An 18,891-nucleotide genomic window follows, 5' to 3' on the forward strand; every position below is an offset into this window, starting at 1 on the left:
GACGTAGGTGTCGGAGAGGAGGTTGCCGTGACGACGACGGACCCGGCCTTCAGCGAGTACGTGCTCGCCCGCCAGGGACGACTGCGCCGTGCGGCCTACCTGATGTGTGGTGACGTGGCCATGGCCGAGGACCTCGTGCAGGAGGCGCTCATCGCGCTGGCCGAGAAATGGGAGTCCGTGGACCATCCCGATGCTTTCGTGCGCAAGGTGATCTACCGGCAGCGGGTCTCCCGGTGGCGGCGGACCCGCCAGGAGGTGCTCGTGGACCGCTTTCCCGACCGCGGTGTCGGCGACGGGGCGCAGGAGCGGGCCAGGGACGCCGAGATCCATGCGGCGCTGCGCGCGCTGCCGCCGCGTCAGCGAGCCGCTCTCATGCTGCGCTACTTCGAGGACATGACCGAGGCGCAGGCCGCGGACGTGATGGGCGTGGCAACCGGGACCATCAAGAGCCTGTCCCACCAGGGGATGGCCAAGCTGCGCGCAGATCTCAAGGCCCGGCGGGCGGTCGAGGCCGAGCAGGCGGGGGAGGGACGACGATGAACGAGCGGATGCACCAGCCCGGCCGGGACACCCTGGAGGCCGAGCTGCAGGACGTCCTGGGGCGGGCGCCCTGGGGAGGACCGCAGGAGGACGTCAACGTCGACGCCGCCTGGCAGACCGGGCGACGTCGTCGGACCCGCAAGCGTGCGGGAGCCCTGGCGGCTGCCGGGCTGGGTGCTGCAGCAGTGGTTGCTACCGTGTGGTCCTCGGGGCTCATGGGCGGCTCTCGCGGGCCCGACCCGGTCGTCGCCTCCGTTATCCCCGACGGCATGACCACCTTCGTCTTTGCGGCTCCCGACGCTCCCGACGTGGACCCGAGCACCATCAGTGCGTTGACGGCGCCGCAGCCGGAGGAGCTGCACGGCACCACCTGGGAGCTGCAGGACGCGCTCTGGGGCGAGGACGGCTCGGCCAGCCAGGCCCTCGGCACCGACCTGCCGACCGTGCTCAACTTCCAGCCGACCCACTGGGGCGTCCTGACCGACCGTTGTGGTGCGTTCGTCTTCAAGGACCTCACCATCGCGGCGGACGGGCGGTTCACGCCTCAGGGCCTGGCCGATGCCGATCAGGGGTGCAACTCGCAGGCACAGGCGGCTGAGGACCTCTGGGAGGCCGCCCTGTCGGCCGGCGGCTATGTGCACGAGCTCGGGGGCGGGAACTGGCTCCTGCTCTCGGTGCAGCTGCCCCCGTCCGGGACTGTCGCCCCGACCGGACCGGAGCCGACCGACTGGGTGGCGGTGGAGACCGAGGAGGCCGAGCCGGGCCAGACGAACTCAGCCCCGCCGGCCCCGACCACGCCATCGCCGACGACGCCCGCGACGCCCGCGACGCCCGCGACGCCCGCGACGCCCGCGACGCAGCCTCCCACTGACGAGCCCTCGACGCAGGTCCCGCCGGGGCCGGCGTTCCTCGACCCGTCCCAGACCTGGGTCGACGAGCCCTGGCCGGCGGCCGGGGGCGGCCTCTTCGCCCCCACCGTCCGAGCGGGCACGCACGACGGCTTCGACCGCGTGGTGGTCGACCTGACCGGGACGCCCGAGCCCCCCGCGCCCGGCTGGCGCGCCGCCTGGACCGAAGCCCCCACGCGGGACGGGTCCGGGCTGCCGATGGCGGTCGCCGGGGACAGCGTGCTCGAGATCGTCCTCAACAGCATGGGGCTGCCCGAGCCGGGCGACCCGGTCTACGACGGGGGAGATGCCGGACGGGACACGCACACCCTGCCCGTGGTCGTGGAGGTGATTCGCACGACGCCGTTCGAGGGGCAGCTCCAGGTGTTCGTCGGCGTCGACGGTCAGCCGCGCCCCTACCGGACCTTCCTGCTCCAGGACCCGATGCGTCTGGTCATCGACATCCAGCACTGAGCGTCGACGCCGTCTACGCGTCCTCTGGCTCCTGGGGGACAGCCCCGCTCTCGGCCTCGTCCCGCTCCGCCCACTCCAGGAGCGGGGCGAGGTCGAAGACCGCGTCGTCGATCCCGGCGTGCAGGTCGCCCAGCTCGGCATATCTCCCCGGCATCGTCAGCATCGTGAAGTCGCCCGGCTCGCAGTCGGGCACCTCGTCCCAGCGCAGCGGCGCCGACACCTGGGCGCGCTCCCCGGCCCGCACGGAGTAGGCGCTCGCGATCGTGTGATCCCTTGCATTCTGGTTGAAGTCGAGGAAGACCTTCCTGGGATCACGGTCCTTGCGCCACCACGCCGTCGTCGCCTCGTCGGTGCGCCGCTCCACCTCCCGCGCGAAGGCCAGCGCCGCCCGGCGCACGTCCTTGAAGCCGTGCTCCGGCGGGATCCGCACGTAGACGTGGATGCCCTTGCTCCCCGTCGTCTTTGGCCAGCCCGCCGCCCCCAGCTCGTCGAGCACCTCGGCGACCACGCCGCATACCCGCCGGACCGTCGCGAAGTCGCACTCCTCGCCCGGATCGAGGTCGATCCGCCACTCGTCGGGCTGCTCGACGTGGTCGCGGCGGCTGTTCCACGGGTGAAACTCCACGCACGACATCTGCACGGACCAGATGACCTGGGCCAGCTCGGTGACGCACAGCTCGTCGGCGGTGAGGTTGTAGCGGGGGAAGGTCAGCCGCACCGTCTCGACCCAGTCCGGGGCACCGCGCGGCAGCCGCTTCTGGTGGACACGCTCGCCGGTGATCCCGGTGGGGAAGCGGTGCATCATGCACGGCCGCTCCCGGAGGGCGTTGACGATGCCGTCGCCGACGGACAAGTAGTAGTGCGCCAGGTCGAGCTTGGTCAGCCCTAGGTCAGGGAAGTAGACCCGGTCGGGGTTGGAGATCCGGACCGTGCGGTCGCCGACCTCGAGCTCGGTCGAGGGGGTGCTCGCGCTGCGGCTGGCCATGGCTCACCCTAGCGGCGCAGGGGTATGGGGTTGCTCCACGGCGTCCGCCGGCTCCCCGGCGGGCTCCGGCCGGGTGCGGACGAAGAACGAGATCACCACGACGACGACCGAGAGGATCACGGCCAGGGCCAGCGCCCACCGCACCCCACCCTCGAGGGCGGCCAGGTCGCCGACGCCCGACCCCAGCAGGGCGTCCTGACGCAGCGACAGCACGGCGATGGAGGCGGCCGTGCCCGCCGCGGCGGCCACCTGCTGGATCGTGCCGATCATCGCGCTGCCGTAGGGGTAGAGGTCGTGCGGGAGGGCACCCAGGCCACCGGTGAAGGCCGGGGTGAACATCAGCGCCAGGCCGACGCTGGCGACGATGTGGCACACCAGGAAGACCCAGGAGGGTGCACCCAGGGTGGCGAGCGCCATAGCCGAGAGAGACAGCAGCAGGACGAAGGCGCCGGGGACGACGAGGGGGCGGGACCCGAGCCGGTCGAACCAGCGGCCGACCAGCGGGCCCATCAGACCCATGACCAGGCCGCCGGGCATGAGGAGCAGACCGCTCTCGAGCACGGTGAAGCCGCGCACCTGCTGCAGGTATAGGGGCAGCAGGATCATCACGCCCATGAGCGCCATGAACCCCACGGAGGTGAGCAGCAGCGCGGCCAGGAACTGCACGTGACGCAGGGTCCTCAGGTCGAGCAGCGGCTCGCCGGTGCGCTGGAGCACGAGTTGACGCCAGACGAAGAGCCCCAGGCCGAGGGCGCCGACGACCAACGCGGTGGGTGCAGGGACGAGCGCGGTGGAGCCTTCGCCGCCGGCCTCGGCCAGGCCGTAGATCAGGGAGCCGAAGCCGATCGCGTTGAGCACGACGCTGACGGGGTCGAGCTGGGGCCGGGGGCCGTCCAGGTCGGGGGTGTCCGCGACGCGGAGGGCGCGCAGGCCGATGATCGTCACCACGAGGGCGATCGGCAGGACCAGGCCGAAGAGCCAGTGCCAGGACAGCCAGCGCAGGATGATGCCGGAGACGGCCGGCCCCATGGCCGGGGCCACGGCGATCGTCAGGGTGACATTGCCCATGACCTGCCCGCGGGCGTGCGGCGGGACCAGGTTGAGCAGGGTAGTCATCAGCAGGGGCATCATGATCGCGGTCCCGCTGGCCTGGACCACGCGGCCCAGCAGGAGCACCACGAAGGTGGGGGACAGCAGGCAGATCAGGGTGCCGGTGAGGAACAGACCCATCGCCAGCCGGAAGGTGGGCCGGATGCCCAGCCGCCGGATCAGCCAGCCGGTGGTCGGGATGACGACCGCCAGGGTGAGCATGAAGCCGGTGGTCAGCCACTGGACGGCACGCTCGTCGACCTGCAGCGACTCCATCAGCTGGGGCAGGGCGTTGACCAGCAGGGTCTCGTTGAGGATGACCACGAAGGCCGCCACGGTGAGTGTGCGCAGCACGGTCGTGGTCGTGCGGGGGAGGGAGGAACTCATGCGGTGCAGACCTTCGGGAGCGGAGGAGTCATCGGTCGGGCAGGACGGGCATCGCGACGATGAGGTGCTCGCTTGTGGGTAGCTGCCGGAGGCCCAAGGCTATCCGACCTAGACTCGGGCGGAGAAGTGGATTCTTCGGGCACAGCACGGACGGAGGTGGACGTGGCAGGGCGGATCAAGAGCGAGGACGTGCAGGCGGTCAAGGAGCGCGCCTCGCTGGAGGACGTCGTGCGCGACCACGTCAACCTCCGCAGCGCCGGGGTCGGGACCCTCAAGGGGCTGTGCCCCTTCCACGACGAGAAGACCGCATCGTTCCAGGTGCGACCGGCGGTGGGCTACTTCCACTGCTTCGGGTGCGGCGAGGGTGGCGACGTCATCGACTTCATCACCAAGATCGACCACCTGACCTTCACCGAGGCGGTCGAGCGGCTGGCCGACCGGCTCGGCATCACGCTGCGCTACGAGGAGGCCGGGCCCGGGGGGAAGGGCTCGGGCCCACAGGTCCCGGCGGGCCAGCGGACACGCCTGATGGAGGCGCACCGGGTCGCTGAGGAGTTCTACCACCAGGCGTTGATCGAGAGCCCGGAAGGTCGGGCGGCCCGGATCTTCCTGCACGACAAGGGTTTCAACGGCGAGCACGCCAAGCGCTTCATGGTGGGCTACTCCCCGCAGACGGGGCAGGCGCTGACCGACCACCTGCGCTCCAAGGGCTTCACCGACGAGGAGCTGGTCGTGGCGGGGCTGTCCTCGCGCGGGTCCCGTGGGCTCTACGACCGCTTCCGGGGCCGGGTGATGTGGCCGATCCGCTCCATCGCCGGGGACACGGTCGGCTTCGGGGCGAGGCGCCTCTACGACGAGGACAAGATCGCGGCGAAGTATCTGAACACCGCGGAGTCGCCGATCTACAAGAAGACCGGGGTGCTCTACGGGCTCGACCTGGCCAAGAAGTCGATCTCGACCGAGCGCCGGGCCGTGGTCGTGGAGGGCTACACCGACGTCATGGCGGCGCACCTGTCGGGGGTCGAGACGGCGGTGGCCACCTGCGGGACCGCCTTCGGCGCCGACCACATCTCGATCCTGCGGCGGATGCTGCGCGACGAGGCCGGGCGTGCCCCCGCCCGGGTCATCTTCACCTTCGACGGCGACGCAGCAGGTCAGAAGGCGGCGATGAAGGCCTTCGAGCAGGACCAGCGCTGGTCGGCCCAGTCCTACGTGGCGGTCGCCGCCGACGGTCAGGACCCCAACGACCTGTGGATCAAGGAGGGTCCGGAGGCGGTGCGGGCGCTGGTGGACTCGGCGCAGCCGATGTTCGAGTTCGCCGTCCGCACCACGCTGGCGCCCTACGACCTGTCGCTGGCCCAGGAGCGGGTGCAGGCGATGCGGGCGGTCGCCCCCATCCTCGCCGGGATCCGCGACACCACCCTGCGCCCCGAATACATCCGTGACGTCGCCGGCTGGATGGGCGTCGACCCGCAGTCGTTGACCGTCGAGACCCACAAGGTCGGCTCCGCCCCCGGACCCAACGGGCCGCCCCCGGTCCGGGAGCAGGCGGAGGACCAGGAGCCTGCGCAGCAGGCCAGCCTGCCCCGACCGGACCTGACCGACCCCGTCCAGCTCGCCGAGCGCAACCTCCTGCAGGTCGCGCTGCAATATCCCCTCGCGATCGTCGCCGAGGACATGGACGAGATCCAGCCCGCGCAGCTGCGGGCCGTGATGCACCAGGCCATCTGGCACGGGCTACGGGAGGCCGGCGGCCCCCGTGCCGCGCAGAACATGAGCGCGCGCTCGTGGAACGAAGCAGTCATCCACCGCACCCCGCCCCTGGTCCACGCTCTCGTGCAGGAGCTGGCCGTCTCCCCGCTGCCGACCCGGCTGGATCCGGCCAGTGGCCTTCCCTCGGAGGCGTATGTGGATTCCCTGGTTCTGCGCGTCCGGCTCGCGGGGCTGGAGCACCAGATCGCCCAGACCATGGGCCAGGCCCAGCGGACCCCGGAGGGCTCGCCCGACGCGCGCCGGCTCGGTGAGCAGCTCATGCAGCTGCAGCGCCAGCGCGCCCACCTCAGAGACAGGATGATGTGACGATGCGCCTCTGGAGACGTCCGACGAGGGTGGTCGGCCCACCCGTCCCGCCCCCCGAGGGCAAGCCCGACGCCTATCCGTCGGCCGTGGTGGCGGAGCTGGAGCGGGACGAGAAGGTGCTGGCCACCGCGCGGGAGGACGAGCACGGCCACTGGCTGGTCCTGACGACCTGGCGACTGCTCGAGCGCACCCCGGGGGGCGAAGCCGTCCTCGACCTGCCCTGGCTCTCGGTGGACACCGGCGCCTGGGACCCGGACGCCTGGGCGCTGTCGGTGATCTTCGTCGACGAAGGCAGCCGTCGGTGGGTCCTGCAGCGCCGGACCGGCCCCGGGCAGGTGCCGCAGGTCTTCCGTGACCGGACCACCGCCAGCGTGGTGCTGATGCGTCAGGTCGACCTCGGGCCGCGACGCACGGCGAGGGTCACCATCCGCAAGGACCTGCGGACCCGAGAGCTGCACGAGCAGGTGTTCCTGGGCAGGGGCGCGCGCCGCGAGGACCGTGACCTCATGTCCGCGGTCCTCATCGCGCGCCAGGAGCTGCGCGGACAGGTGGGGATGGACCCTGTGGACGGGGTGGCCTGAGACGGTCGTGCCGCACATGAGACCGACTCGTCGAGGCTCCGCAGGACCTGGCGTGGCCGGTGGCTTGCCCAGGACGCCGGCACGTCCCTCGGTTTTGGGTCGGGGGCTGTGGGTTTGCTACAGTCTGTCCTCGCTGCACAACTTTCCCCTGTAGCTCAATTGGCAGAGCAGCCGGCTGTTAACCGGCAGGTTGTTGGTTCGAGTCCAACCGGGGGAGCGTTGCGAAAGGGTCCCTGAACTGCGGAAACGCGAGTTCAGGGGCCACTTTCTTTCGCGTGCAGCGACTATGCATCGTTCGCAGACTGCTCCCTCTCGACCTAGAGGAGCAGCCATGGCCCTTCTCGGTCGCTTCTGGGCACGCCTCTGACCCCTCAGCCGGTCCGACGCCACCCTGCGACTGGGCAGGAGTCGATAATCCTCTCGATCGAGTCGAGCTTGATCCGCAACGTCTTGCGCCCAAGCCGGACAGCGTCGAGGTGGCCGTCGGCGATGTAGCGGCGCACGGTCTTGGTCGAGACCGCGAGGACGTCGGCCGCCTCGGCCAGCGACACGAGCTTGTGGGAGAGGGTGGCAGCCATGGTCTTCTCCTGGGTCAGAGGCGGCCCGTGTGGCCGCACTCATCCCCCAAGGCCGCCGAGTAGCCACGAGTGGCCACCCGCATGTCTGCCGCGCGGCTAAGCGATCGCGGCCCAGCGGCGCACGCGCCGCCCAGGGCTCTAGATACCAGAGTGATACCATGTCTGGATGGCGATGACTCTGCGACTTTCTCCGGAGGACGAGCGAGCCTTGGCGGCCCTGGCCGAGGCCGAGGGTGTGAGCAAGCAGGAGGCGACGGTGCGGGCGATCCGGGAGGCGGCGGCGCGGCGCGGGCATGAAGAGCGGGTCCGGGAACTGTCCGCACGCGGGCGAGAGCGGTACGCCGACCTGCTTGAGCGTCTCGGACGCTGACCCTTGGAGTACCTGACCACTGAGGACCTGCTCACCCTGGCAGCGGACCTGGGCGTAGGTCCGGTCCAGGACCTTGGCCTGCTGGACTCCGCGGCCCACCGCCCCAGCGCCAGCGTCTTCGGACATGACGCCTACCCCGACATCGACGCCAAGGCCGGAGCGCTCTTGGAATCGATCGTCGTCAACCACCCGCTCGTCGATGGCAACAAGCGACTGGGATGGCTGGCGGTCGTCGTGTTCTACGGCCTCAACGGCATCGATCTTCAAGCACCCGACGACGCCGCGTACGACCTGGTCATCGCCGTCGCCAGCGGCACGGCGGACCACCAGGTGGCAGCCCGCCACTTGGCCAAGTGGCACTCGTCGAGCTAACGGCTGGCGGCAAAGTCGGACGAGCGTAGCCGTCCTCCACGCGGCAGACATCCCAGGTTCTGGCGGTGTCAAGCGGCGGTGTTGAGGTGGTGGGCCGAGGCGGTGTTCTCGTCGTAGAAGGTGCGGTGGCGTAGGCAGCCGTGGAGTATGCCGAGCCAGCGGTTGGCGAGCTGGCGCAGCGCGGCTTGGTGGCCGATACCTCGGGCGCGCAGAGACTGGTAGTAGGCGCGGGCACCGGGTGATCCGCGCATGGAGCAGAAGGCCCACTGCTGCACGCCGTCGCCGAGGCGGCGGTTGCGGGCGTACCTGGCCAGGACTACTTTCCGGGTGCCGGAGGCGCGGGTGATGGGCGCTGTGCCGGCGTAGGCCTTGCGGCACTTGGCGTCGGCGTAGCGGTGCGGGTCATCGCCGAACTCGCCCAGGATCCGGGCGCCGAGGATCACACCGAGGCCGGGGAGGCTGGCGTAGAAGTCAGCGTCCCGGTGCCGGCCAAAATGCTCGGCCACCACCTGCCCGAGTCGCTCGATCTGGGTGTTCAGCACGGTGATGAGCGCGACCTCGGAGGCCACGATCGCGGAGTAGGCGTCCTGAACCGGGCTGGGACGCCGCAGCTCGGGCGCGGTCAGCACCTGCCGGATCTTCTCAGCGCGGGCGGTCACTTCACGCCTGTTCGCCGCGGTCAGCGCCCGGACGATCTTTGCCCGCGACAGCCTGGCGGCGGTGTCCGGGTCCGGCGCCAGGGCAAGCTGCAGCGCCTCCGGGGAGTCCAGCTCCTCGAACGCTCTCATCGCGGCCGGGAGAAACTCTCGCAACGCCGAGCGCAGGCGCAGCACGTGCCGGGTCCTGTCCCAGATCAGCGACTGGTGGGTGCGTGCGCTGACCTTGACCGCCTCGCCGATTGCGCTGTCGCCGGCGACCGAGCGGTGGTGGGCCCGGTCCAGGCGGACGATCCCGACAAGCAGGTGCGCATCCGCAGTGTCCGACTTCGCCCCGGAGGTCGAGTGCCGCTCCCGGTACCTGGCCACCGACATCGGGTTCAACCCGTACACGGTGTACCCGGCCGCCACCAGTGCCCCGACCCAAGGGCCACGGTCGGTCTCAATACCCACCACGACCTGCGTCGCCGCACTGGCCGGGTCGATGTCGGCCCATTCCGGAGGAGCGTGCTCCGCGAGCAGCGCGTGCAGCCGGGTCACCCCGGCCAGCCCCTCGGGTAGCCGTCTTCGCGCGAGCACCTTCCCGGCCTCGTCGACAATCTCGACGTCGTGGTGGTCCTCGGCCCAGTCATCACCCACGAACAACATCGCCCTGCTCTCCTTCGCCTTGTCGCGACCCTGGCCAGCAGCGTGGAGGAGACTTCCGGCGTCCTAAGGGTCAAGTGCTCACCCGCACCATCGGGGGCACGTCATCCCAGCAGCGGTCACGCCTCCTCACGACTGGCGGGCGCACGGTCTGCCGCGAGACCTCGAAGGTCAGTAGCGGAGAGTGTTGACCCGCCGGCCGCTACCAGGACCGAGCCTGCCAGAGGCTTCGGCAGAACCCATTAGTAGCGTGCGTCCAGAGCAGCCCGCCAGCGCTCCGGCGGTGAGGGCCGTGGCCATGTATGGCTTCGAGCGCGGGAATCGAACCGTGACTGCATATGTGGCGAGGTCTGCTGGGCTACGCCAGCCGCCCTTGGCGGACGAAGTTCAGGTAACTTAACTTTTGTGGATCAGCGGGCCGAGGTCGACGCGGTCGGAACCAGTCGCCGGGTGGACGGGGGAGACGAGGGCTGGGTCGGTCGTCAGCCGTTGCCGTGGTTGTTGGGGCCGGCGTTCGTGGCGGCGGTGGCCTATGTCGACCCGGGTAATGTGGCGGCGAACCTGACGGCGGGTGCGCAGTACGGGTACCTGCTGGTGTGGGTGCTGGTGGCGGCTAACGTCATGGCTGTTCTGGTCCAGTACCTGTCGGCAAAGCTGGGCCTGGTCACCGGCTCGAGCCTGCCGGAGGTGCTGGGCGACCGGCTTCCGCGCGGCCGCCGGCTGGCGTTCTGGGCCCAGGCCGAGCTGGTCGCTGCTGCGACCGACCTGGCAGAGGTCATCGGTGGCGCGATCGCCCTGCACATTCTCTTCGGCCTCCCGCTCCTGGTGGGAGGGGTCATTGTCGGGGTGGTCTCGATGCTGCTGCTGGCCGGTCAGACGTACCGGGGTCCGCGGCACTTCGAGCTCGTCGTGACCGGCTTGCTGGTGGTCATCACGGTCGGTTTCGTGGCCGGTCTGTTCTTCGGCCCGGTCGACTGGGGCGAAGCCGCCGCCGGGGTCGTCCCCCGGTTCGAGGGTGCCCAGACGGTGCTGCTGGCCGCCAGCATGCTGGGGGCGACGGTGATGCCGCACGCGATCTACGCCCACTCGGCCCTGGCGCGGGACCGGCACGGCCACCCACCGCCGAGGGCGGCGCTGCCGCAGCTGCTGGCCGCTACCCGCTGGGACGTGCTGCTGTCGTTGCTGGTGGCGGGGTCGGTCAACATCGCGATGCTGCTGCTGGCTGCGGGCAACCTGGCCGGGGTGCCGGGCACCGACACCATCGAGGGGGCCCACGAGGCGATCGTCTCGGCGCTGGGACCGGCGGTCGGCATCGCTTTCGGCATCGGGCTGCTGGCCTCGGGGCTGGCGTCCACGTCGGTGGGCTGCTACGCCGGCTCGGCGATCATGGGTGGGTTGCTGCGCGTGCGGCTCAGCGTCTTCACCCGCAGGCTCATCACGCTGATCCCGGCGCTGGTGATCATCGCCGCCGGTGTCGACCCGACCTGGGCGCTGGTGCTGTCCCAGGTGTTGCTGAGCCTGGGTATCCCGTTCGCGCTGATCCCGCTGGTCCAGTTGACCAGCGACCGGGCGCTGATGGGGAGCTTCGTCAACCGTGCGGTGCTGAGCTGGGCCGCCTGGGTCGTGGTCGTCCTGATCGTGGCGCTCAACCTCGCGTTGCTCGTGCTGACCGCGACCGGGGCCGGCTGACCCGCGAGCGTGACTAGCCTCGTGCCGTGCAGCTGAGCGAGATCACCCCGGTGGCCCAGGACTACCTGAAGGTCATCTGGTCGGCGACCGAATGGGGAGACGCGCCGATCACCACGACGGGCCTGGCACGGCGCATGGGGACCACCGCGCCGAACGTGACCGACACCCTCAAGCGCCTGGCGGCTCAGGGGCTGGTGGAATACACGCCGTACCGGCCGGTGGTGCTGACCGCCTCGGGGCAGCGGTACGCGCTGGAGATGGTGCGCCGCCACCGGCTGCTGGAGGCCTACCTGGTCAGGTGCCTCGGGTACCGCTGGGAGGAGGTGCACGAGGAGGCCGAACGGCTGGAGCACGCTGTCTCCGACACCTTGATCGAGCGGATCTCCGCCCAGCTTGGTCACCCCGAGGTCGACCCGCACGGAGACCCCATACCCAGCGCGACCGGGCAGGTGCACCGGCCCGCCGGGGCAGGTCCGCTGGCCGAGGCCGAGCAGGGCGAGTACGTCGTCGTCCGCGTCTCCGACCACGACCCGGGAGTGCTGGTCGGGCTGCGTGATCGGGGCATCGCCCCGGGGGCGCACCTGAGCGCGGGAGCCGGTGGGGTCTTCGGTCCGGTGCACCCCGGTGGGCACCAGGCGGCGCTGGCGGGAGAGGAGGTCCGCGCGATCTGGGTCGTGCCCGCGGGCCGGACGGCTTCACCGGGTTGAGCGGGCCGTTTCGGGCCGACGTCGTGGCTTACTGGGGTCAGGCCCTTTCAGTGTCGGCGGCTAGGGTCCGCCGCGGGCGCGCTGTCGGTCTTGCCGGTGCCGCCTCGTCCATGACCGTCAGTCGGTGTCTGTCCTCTGGGAGTGTGTAGTGCGTAACGTGGTCGTCTCTGGCGTGTTGATCGCCGTCTTCGCGGCGGTGGTCGGCGTCGCTGTTCTCCTCACCGGGTCCTCCGCCCGCTCCGGTGGTGCGGACGCGGCGGGTGCCGGGTCGGTGCCCCTGGTGCGCGAGGACAGCCATGTCGTCGACGATGCCGGTGAGGGGGCGCCGGTGCTGGTGGAGTTCCTGGACTTCGAGTGCGAGGCGTGCCTGGCGGCCTACCCGCTGGTGGAACAGGTCCGGCAGGAGTACGCCGGGGAGCTGACGTTCGTGGTGCGCTACTTCCCGATCGATGGTCACCCCAACTCGATGACCGCGGCGGTGGCGGTCGAGGCCGCGGCGCAGCAGGGCAGGTTCGAGGACATGTACACGCGCATGTACAAGACGCAGACCGAGTGGAGCCACCGGCAGGAGTCGATGGCGCCGGTGTTCCGCGACTTCGCCCAGCAGCTCGGCCTCGACATGGACGCCTATGACGCCGCGGTCGCCGACCCGGCCACGCAGGAGCGGGTCGAGCAGGACCGCCAGGACGGGCTGGCGCTGGGGGTGCGGGGCACCCCCACCTTCTTCCTGGACGGCAAGCCCCTCGAGCTCACCTCTGCCGAGGACTTCCGCGCCCGGATCGATGCAGCCGTCAACGACTGATCCCGGCAAGACCACCACCGCCCTGGCTCGGGCGGGCGGCCCGGGGTCGCCGGCACTCGGGTGGGTGCTGCTGGCGTGCGGGGTGGTCGGCCTGTCGGCGGCGCTCGTGCTGCTGGTGGAGAAGTTCCGGCTGGTTGCCGACCCCGCGTACGTGCCCAGCTGCAGCATCAGTCCCCTGCTGAGCTGCGGGTCGGTCATGAGCACCCCGCAGGCGGAAGTGTTCGGGTTCCCCAACCCGATCCTGGGCGTGGCGGGGTTCGCCGCGCTCGTCGCGGTCGCGGTCACCATCCTCGCTGGCGCCCGCCTGCCCTCCTGGTACTGGGTCGGGCTGACTGTGGGCACGGGCCTGGGCGCGGTGTTCGTGCACTGGCTCATCTTTCAGAGCCTCTACCGCATCGGCGCCCTGTGCCCGTACTGCATGGTGGTCTGGGTCGTCACGGTTACCGCGCTGGTCGCGGTGCTCGCCCGCTGGTCCACCGCGGGTGCGCTGCCGCGGTGGGTCGCCACCTACGCCAGCAGCCTCGCCGTCGCCTGGGTGCTGCTCGTCGCCGGTCTCATCGCCGTTCGGTTCTGGGACTACTGGGTCGCCGGTCTCTAGAGCCGTAAGGGTCCCGACACCGCACCCCCAAGTGAGTTATCATCGCCGCATGACGATGACATCGGACAGCATGAGCGGGCCGGCGGCGCCTGCAGGGAGCGACGGACTAGAGGTGGCTGCAGCGTTGTTCCACGGCCTGTCGGACCCTTCCCGGCTGGCGATCCTGCAGCACCTGACCCTGGGCGAGCACCGGGTGCGTGACCTGACCGAGCACCTGGGGCTGGCACAGTCGACGGTCAGCGCGCACCTGGCGTGCCTGCGGGACTGTGGCCTGGTGATGTCCCGGCCGCAGGGCCGGGCCTCGATGTTCTCGTTGACCAGTGCACCTGAGCTGCTGGGCGTGCTGGACGCCGCGCAGCGGCTGCTCGCGGTCTCGGGGTATGCGGTGGCGCTGTGCCCGAACTACGGCGTCGGCACCGAGGGCAACCCCGCTCCGGAGCGGCTGTGCACCCACGCCGGACAGGAGGCAGGAGCATGAGGGGGCAGGAGACTCCGGAGCGGGAGGTCCTGGTGGACGCGTGCGGGTGCGAGATCACCCCGCCGCCTCCCACGGGCGGAGGCGGCGAGAGCGAGGAGCCGGTCACCCGGCTCTGGCACGTGCGGGAGGTACAGCTGGGCCTGCTCTCCGGTGCCCTGCTGGGGGCCGGGTTCCTCGCCGGGCTGGCGGGGTCGGAGACGGTGCAGCTGGTGCTGGCCGCGGCGGCGCTGCTGGTGGGCGGGTCCACGTTCGTCCCGGGCGCGCTGCGGAGGCTGGCGCGCGGCAAGCTCGGTGTCGGCCTGCTGATGACGATCGGCGCGGTCGGCGCCACCCTGCTGGGGCAGGTGGAGGAGGCCGCTGCGCTGGCGTTCCTGTTCTCCCTCAGCGAAGGCTTGGAGGAGTACTCCCTGGCCCGGACCCGGCACGGCCTGCGGGCGCTGCTGGACCTGGTGCCCAAGGAGGCCAGGGTGCTGCGCGGCGGCCGCGAGCTCGTCGTCGACCCCGCCGCACTGGTGGTCGGAGACGTCATGGTGGTCCGGCCCGGTGAGCGGCTGGCGACCGACGGGAGGGTGCGGACCGGCCGCAGCAGCCTGGACACCTCGGCCATCACCGGGGAGTCCATGCCGGTGGAGACCGGGCCCGGCCAGGACGTCTTCGCCGGGTCCATCAACGGCACCGGCGCCCTCGAGGTCGAGGTCACCTCCACCGCGCAGGACAACTCCCTGGCCCGCATCGTGCACGTCGTGGAAGCCGAGCAGTCCCGCCGCGGCGCCACCCAGCGACTGGCCGACCGGATCGCCAGCCCGCTGGTGCCTGGCATCCTGATCGCCGCTGTCCTGACGGTGCTGATCGGAGCCTTGCTGGGTGACCCCTCGGTCTGGATGCACCGGGCCCTGGTCATGGTCGTGGCCGCTTCACCGTGTGCGCTGGCGATCTCGGTGCCGGTCACCGCCGTCGCCTCGATCGGCGCGGCCAGCCGCCGCGGCATCCTGGTCAAGGGCGGCGCCGCGATGGAGGCCCTGGGTCGGGTGCGGACCGTCGCCCTGGACAAGACCGGCACACTGACCCGCAACCAGCCGGCCGTGATCGACGTCGCCGTCACCGCGGGTCATGACCGGGGCCAGGCGCTGGCCTGGGCCGCCGCGCTGGAGGCTCGCAGCGAGCACCCGCTCGCCGCCGCCATCCTGGCCGCGACCGACCAGGTGCCGCCCGCCCAGCACGTGGAGGCGGTCGTCGGCGCTGGGCTGGTCGGCACCGTCGACGGTGCGCGGGTTCGGCTGGGCAGGCCCTCCTGGGTCAAGCCCGGTGACCTCTCCTCGGCCGTGGACGGTATGCAGCAGGCCGGGGCGACCGCGGTCGTGGTCGAGGTCGACGGCCACCCGGTCGGCGCGATCGCCGTCCGGGACGAGCTGCGGCCGGAGGCGACCGAGGTCATCTCCCGCTTCCACGACCACGGCTACACCGTGGCCATGCTCACCGGCGACAACCAGGCCACCGCCCAGGCCCTGGCCGCACAGGCCGGCATCGAGCAGGTGCACGCCGACCTGCGCCCCGAGGACAAGTCCACGGTCATCGCCCGGTTGCGCGGGCACGCACCGACCGCGATGGTCGGCGACGGCGTCAACGACGCTCCTGCGCTGGCCACCGCCGACGTCGGCGTCGCGATGGGCGCCATGGGCACCGACGTCGCGATCGAGACCGCCGACGTCGCCCTCATGGGGGACGACCTACGGCTGCTGCCGTTCGCGTTCGACCACGCCCGCCGCACCCGGGCCATCATGCTGCAGAACGTGGTGCTGTCCCTGGTCCTGATCGCGGTCCTGATCCCGCTGGCCCTCTTCGGGGTCCTCGGTCTGGCGGCAGTCGTGCTGATCCACGAGCTGGCTGAGGTCGTGGTCATCGCCAACGGTGTCCGCGCCGGGCGCGCCACCTCGCCGCCCCTGCGGACCGGCGAGCCCAAGAGGGATGTCGTGGAGCCAGGAGTGAGGACGTGAGTGCCGGGCACGACCACGGGACCGTGCAGACCCACCGGGGCCGGCTGGCGGTCGCCTTCGCGATCACCGCCACCATCCTGATCGCCGAGGTGGTCGGCGCCTTGTGGACCGGCTCCCTGGCCCTGCTGGTGGACGCCGGGCACATGCTCACCGACACCGCCGGACTGGCCATGGCCCTGGTCGCCGCGTCGTTGGCGATGCGCGAGCCCACACCCGAACGCACCTGGGGGTTCCGGCGTGCTGAGGTCCTCGCCGCCGGCGCGCAGGCCACCGTGCTCCTGGGCGTGGGGGTCTACGCCTTCGTCGAGGGTGTCCGGCGGCTGTACGAATCGCACGAGGTCAGCTCCACCGGCCTGCTGCTCTTCGGTGTCGTCGGCCTGCTCGGCAACATCGCCTCCATCCTGGTGCTCAGCTCGGGGCGCGGCGCCAACCTGAACATGCGCGCCGCGTTCCTGGAGGTCGTCAACGACGCCCTCGGGTCGGTGGCCGTCATCGTCAGCGCGGTCGTCATCGCCACCACTGGCTGGGTCCGCATCGACGCCATCGCCGGCATGGCCATCGCCGCGCTCATCGTGCCCCGTGCCGTGAAGATCCTCGGGGAGGCCGGACACATCCTGCTGGAGTCCACGCCCAAGGGACTGGACCTGGACGACGTCCGCGCCCACATCCTGGCCGTCCCGCACGTCCAGGACGTCCACGACCTGCACGCCTCGACGATCGCCTCGGGCCTGCCCGTGCTCACCGTGCACGTCGTCCTGGACGAGGAGTGCTTCACCGACGGGCATGCCGCCGACATGCTGGCCCAGCTCCAGGACTGCGTGGCCGCCCACTTCACCGTCAGCATCGAACACTCCACCATCCAGCTCGAGCCCCCCGACCACGCCGAACGCGAACAGATCATGCACGCCTGAAGTCCAGCGGTCCATGCACCTCCACGAACGCCCACCCGCGTGACGTACCGCATCGTCACGAGTGGCGCCGCCGGGTCATGTCCCTCGAAGGTCACCATCAGCGTCGGACGAAATGGCGTCAATCCCTCCGCGGCAAAATAGTGCGGCCTTCGACCGACACGCGCCGGTAAGCGGAGCCTTCTCGAACCCAGGCATCTGATGTCAGAGCGGAGAGGTCCGACAGCAGGTACTCGAGCTGCTAGGAGATCGCCAGTGACCCGCGCATTACCTTGCCGCGGAGGTGTCGTCCCCGTCCGACGCCGGTGCCCCATCGTCTCCCCGCGAACGGTCGACGTCGGCGATGGCCTCCTCCGGGCGAGGCGGGACGGTCTGGTCCTCCTCGAGGACTTCTAGCTCATGGTCGGGCTGATCGCTCACGGCTGCCTCCTGTCCCAAGTCTATGGGGATCCCCAACGCCAGGGCATCCAGCGCCGAGCCCACCCGGACGGCGCACCATTAGGACAGCTGATCTCTCGGCACGCTCCAGCCGAGTCGGCGCCACAGCAGCACGCTCGGCGGCAAAGTAGTGCGTTTCAAGGGCCTGCGAGAATGAGGTGGTGATCCGCATCATGGCCACTCGGCTCTGTGCAGAGTGTGCTGCCCGAAGGCGTGACTCGTGACGCTGCTGAGGGTAGGGGGCCGGCTGTGCGCCAGCGCCTCTCGGGGTGAAGCGCCCCAGGTTCTGTGCCGCTCCTATACGGGTTGCGGCTCTCGGTTGAGGGTCGCGTAGTGGGCGTTCTCGTACTCCACTGGGGACATCATGCCAAGGCTGCCGTGGAGGCGTCGCTGGTTGTACCAGTCGACCCAGGCAGCGGTGGCGTACTCGACGTCCGCGATGGTCTTGTAGGGCCCGTCGCAGAAGACGGTGGTGCGGATGCACTCGGTCTTGTACAGGCCGATGGCGCTCTCCATCAAGGCGTTGTCGAACGCATCACCGACCGAGCCGATGGAGGGTCGCAGGCCTTCCAGGGCCAGGTGCTCGGTGAATCGCAGCGAGGTGTACTGCGACCCGGCGTCCGCGTGGCAGATCAGGCCGGGTGCGACGGGGTGCCCGTCGTGGTCACGCTGCCAGATCGCCATCCGCAGCGGGGTCATCACCAGGTCGACCTCCTTGGTCGTGGCAGCGTGCCAGGCCACGATCCGCTGGGCGAAGACGTCCAGGACGAACGCGACGTACACCCACCCGGTCCAGGCCCGGACGTAGGTGAAGTCCATCACCCAGGTCTGGTTCGGGCAGGTGGCGGTGAAGTCGCGATCCAACAGGTCGCCAGCGCGCCGCCCGTCCTTGGTGGGGATCGTGGTCCGGATGCCCTTGTCGCGGCGGAGGCCGGACAGGCCCAGGGCGCGCATCGCCCGGTCGACCGCCCCGGCCGAGGCGTCGGGCAGGCCGCTGCGGCGGACCAGCGCGGTCATCTTGCGTCGCCCGTACAGCCCTTCCGGGGCTAGCTGACGGGCGCCGGTGCGGGTGTTGGTGGTCCAGGCCAGGTCGCGCACCAGGTCCATCACCAGAGCATCGGTGTGCGTGCGGGCCGAGGGCTGGCGGGAGTTGTTCTTCCAGGCCCGGTAGGTGCGCGCGGCGACCTGCAGGCCCTGCTCGCGCAGGACCCGGCAGATCGACTCGACCGCGTGCCCCTGGGCGCGCTGGGCGTCGATGAACGCCATGATCATCGGTTCCGGGGGTCGAGCTCCCCCACGAAGAAACTCGTGGCCGCCTTCAGGATGGCCACGTCCTCACGCAGCCGCCGGTTCTCGGCCTTCAGCTTCTTGATCTCCGCCTGCTCGGCCGTGGTGGTCCCTGGCCGGTCGCCGGCATCGATCTCGGCCTGGGCGACCCACCGCCGCAACGATTCCTTGCCCACTCCTTCCTGCCGGGAGACCGCCAGCACGGCCGCGGTCATCGTCGGGTACTCGTTGCGGTGCTCCAGCACCAACCGCACAGCCCGAGCCTTCAGCTCGGGATCGATCTTCTTCGGCATGACATGCATCCTTCCGGACTCGAAAGGAAGCGGCATCAAACCTGGGGCGCTTCA

19 protein-coding genes, 1 tRNA gene and 1 other annotated feature are annotated in these 18,891 nt (G+C 70.7%); of the genes, 14 read left to right on the forward strand and 6 right to left on the reverse strand.

The window, feature by feature from the left end; genetic code table 11:
* The first annotated feature begins 27 nt into the window (after nucleotides 1–27).
* Both ACTMMA_RS16505 and ACTMMA_RS16510 read left to right on the forward strand, forming a co-directional pair.
* Complete coding sequence (locus ACTMMA_RS16505; protein ID WP_441191202.1) at nucleotides 28–540, forward strand: SigE family RNA polymerase sigma factor; 513 nt, start codon at nucleotides 28–30, stop codon at nucleotides 538–540.
* Nucleotides 537–1,901, forward strand: a complete 1,365-nt coding sequence (locus ACTMMA_RS16510) for an AMIN-like domain-containing (lipo)protein (protein ID WP_441191203.1) — start codon at nucleotides 537–539, stop codon at nucleotides 1,899–1,901. The genes ACTMMA_RS16505 and ACTMMA_RS16510 overlap by 4 nt, the downstream gene beginning before the upstream one ends.
* A 13-nt stretch (nucleotides 1,902–1,914) precedes the next feature.
* Here the strand turns inward: ACTMMA_RS16510 and ligD are convergent, their stop codons facing one another.
* Both ligD and ACTMMA_RS16520 read right to left on the reverse strand, forming a co-directional pair.
* Complete coding sequence (gene ligD / locus ACTMMA_RS16515) at nucleotides 1,915–2,886, reverse strand: non-homologous end-joining DNA ligase (protein WP_441191204.1); 972 nt, start codon at nucleotides 2,884–2,886, stop codon at nucleotides 1,915–1,917.
* Nucleotides 2,887–2,889: 3 nt separating this feature from the next.
* Nucleotides 2,890–4,362 carry a DHA2 family efflux MFS transporter permease subunit gene (locus tag ACTMMA_RS16520; protein ID WP_441191205.1) on the reverse strand — a complete coding sequence of 491 codons (1,473 nt, stop codon included), beginning with the start codon at nucleotides 4,360–4,362 and terminating at the stop codon, nucleotides 2,890–2,892.
* Between the two features lie 162 nt (nucleotides 4,363–4,524).
* Between ACTMMA_RS16520 and dnaG the strand changes: the two genes are divergently transcribed.
* The 3 genes from dnaG to ACTMMA_RS16535 all read left to right on the forward strand — a co-directional run bounded on the left by dnaG (nucleotide 4,525) and on the right by ACTMMA_RS16535 (nucleotide 7,239).
* The gene (dnaG, locus tag ACTMMA_RS16525) at nucleotides 4,525–6,441 is read left to right on the forward strand and encodes a DNA primase (protein WP_441191206.1); all 1,917 of its coding nucleotides are present in this window, start codon (nucleotides 4,525–4,527) and stop codon (nucleotides 6,439–6,441) included.
* A 2-nt stretch (nucleotides 6,442–6,443) separates the two neighbouring features.
* Complete coding sequence (locus ACTMMA_RS16530) at nucleotides 6,444–7,022, forward strand: hypothetical protein (protein WP_441191207.1); 579 nt, start codon at nucleotides 6,444–6,446, stop codon at nucleotides 7,020–7,022.
* A gap of 144 nt (nucleotides 7,023–7,166) precedes the next feature.
* Nucleotides 7,167–7,239 (forward strand) — tRNA-Asn (locus ACTMMA_RS16535).
* Nucleotides 7,240–7,393: 154 nt separating this feature from the next.
* On the opposite strand, the gene ACTMMA_RS16540 is transcribed toward ACTMMA_RS16535, so the two are convergent.
* Entirely contained in the window at nucleotides 7,394–7,600 is a 207-nt protein-coding gene (locus ACTMMA_RS16540; RefSeq protein ID WP_441191208.1) for a helix-turn-helix domain-containing protein, read from the reverse strand.
* A gap of 166 nt (nucleotides 7,601–7,766) precedes the next feature.
* Here ACTMMA_RS16540 and ACTMMA_RS16545 point away from each other — a divergent pair, with 166 nt between their 5' ends.
* Nucleotides 7,767–7,970, forward strand: coding sequence for a toxin-antitoxin system HicB family antitoxin (locus ACTMMA_RS16545; protein WP_075958334.1), 204 nt, complete (start codon nucleotides 7,767–7,769; stop codon nucleotides 7,968–7,970).
* A gap of 3 nt (nucleotides 7,971–7,973) precedes the next feature.
* Complete coding sequence (locus tag ACTMMA_RS16550) at nucleotides 7,974–8,342, forward strand: type II toxin-antitoxin system death-on-curing family toxin (protein WP_441191209.1); 369 nt, start codon at nucleotides 7,974–7,976, stop codon at nucleotides 8,340–8,342.
* A 68-nt stretch (nucleotides 8,343–8,410) separates the two neighbouring features.
* Here the strand turns inward: ACTMMA_RS16550 and ACTMMA_RS16555 are convergent, their stop codons facing one another.
* Entirely contained in the window at nucleotides 8,411–9,646 is a 1,236-nt protein-coding gene (locus ACTMMA_RS16555) for an IS110 family RNA-guided transposase (RefSeq protein ID WP_441191210.1), read from the reverse strand.
* 447 nt (nucleotides 9,647–10,093) lie between these two features.
* On the opposite strand from ACTMMA_RS16555, the gene ACTMMA_RS16560 reads away from it, so the two are divergent.
* From ACTMMA_RS16560 to ACTMMA_RS16590, 7 genes are all read left to right on the forward strand, one after another.
* On the forward strand, nucleotides 10,094–11,332 hold the full coding sequence (locus ACTMMA_RS16560) for an Nramp family divalent metal transporter (protein ID WP_441191218.1): 1,239 nt from the start codon (nucleotides 10,094–10,096) through the stop codon (nucleotides 11,330–11,332).
* A gap of 26 nt (nucleotides 11,333–11,358) precedes the next feature.
* Nucleotides 11,359–12,039 carry a metal-dependent transcriptional regulator gene (locus tag ACTMMA_RS16565; protein WP_441191211.1) on the forward strand — a complete coding sequence of 227 codons (681 nt, stop codon included), beginning with the start codon at nucleotides 11,359–11,361 and terminating at the stop codon, nucleotides 12,037–12,039.
* A 172-nt stretch (nucleotides 12,040–12,211) separates the two neighbouring features.
* The gene (locus ACTMMA_RS16570) at nucleotides 12,212–12,841 is read left to right on the forward strand and encodes a DsbA family protein (protein ID WP_441191212.1); all 630 of its coding nucleotides are present in this window, start codon (nucleotides 12,212–12,214) and stop codon (nucleotides 12,839–12,841) included.
* Complete coding sequence (locus ACTMMA_RS16575; RefSeq protein WP_441191213.1) at nucleotides 12,822–13,439, forward strand: vitamin K epoxide reductase family protein; 618 nt, start codon at nucleotides 12,822–12,824, stop codon at nucleotides 13,437–13,439. Before ACTMMA_RS16570 ends, ACTMMA_RS16575 begins: the two co-directional genes overlap by 20 nt.
* Nucleotides 13,440–13,488: 49 nt before the next feature.
* Nucleotides 13,489–13,917 (forward strand): ArsR/SmtB family transcription factor, encoded by a 429-nt coding sequence (locus ACTMMA_RS16580; RefSeq protein WP_441191214.1) that lies wholly within the window; start codon nucleotides 13,489–13,491, stop codon nucleotides 13,915–13,917.
* Nucleotides 13,914–15,911 carry a heavy metal translocating P-type ATPase gene (locus tag ACTMMA_RS16585; protein ID WP_441191215.1) on the forward strand — a complete coding sequence of 666 codons (1,998 nt, stop codon included), beginning with the start codon at nucleotides 13,914–13,916 and terminating at the stop codon, nucleotides 15,909–15,911. Before ACTMMA_RS16580 ends, ACTMMA_RS16585 begins: the two co-directional genes overlap by 4 nt.
* Nucleotides 15,908–16,822, forward strand: coding sequence for a cation diffusion facilitator family transporter (locus ACTMMA_RS16590; RefSeq protein WP_441191216.1), 915 nt, complete (start codon nucleotides 15,908–15,910; stop codon nucleotides 16,820–16,822). Before ACTMMA_RS16585 ends, ACTMMA_RS16590 begins: the two co-directional genes overlap by 4 nt.
* Nucleotides 16,823–17,086: 264 nt before the next feature.
* On the opposite strand, the gene ACTMMA_RS16595 is transcribed toward ACTMMA_RS16590, so the two are convergent.
* A complete protein-coding gene (locus tag ACTMMA_RS16595) occupies nucleotides 17,087–17,239 on the reverse strand; it encodes a hypothetical protein (protein WP_441191217.1) in 153 nt (50 codons plus the stop codon).
* 315 nt (nucleotides 17,240–17,554) lie between these two features.
* Nucleotides 17,555–18,837, reverse strand: a protein-coding gene (locus ACTMMA_RS16600; protein WP_441189664.1) for an IS3 family transposase whose coding sequence is annotated in 2 segments (ribosomal slippage) — nucleotides 17,555–18,564 and nucleotides 18,564–18,837 — 1,284 coding nt in all. Because the reading frame shifts where the segments join, the coding sequence is not laid out codon by codon here.
* Nucleotides 18,434–18,568 (reverse strand) — a sequence feature (AL1L pseudoknot). Its footprint overlaps the gene before it by 135 nt.
* Nucleotides 18,838–18,891: the final 54 nt, after the last annotated feature.

Source organism: Ornithinimicrobium panacihumi (assembly GCF_052073805.1).
GTDB lineage: Bacteria > Actinomycetota > Actinomycetes > Actinomycetales > Dermatophilaceae > Ornithinicoccus > Ornithinicoccus panacihumi.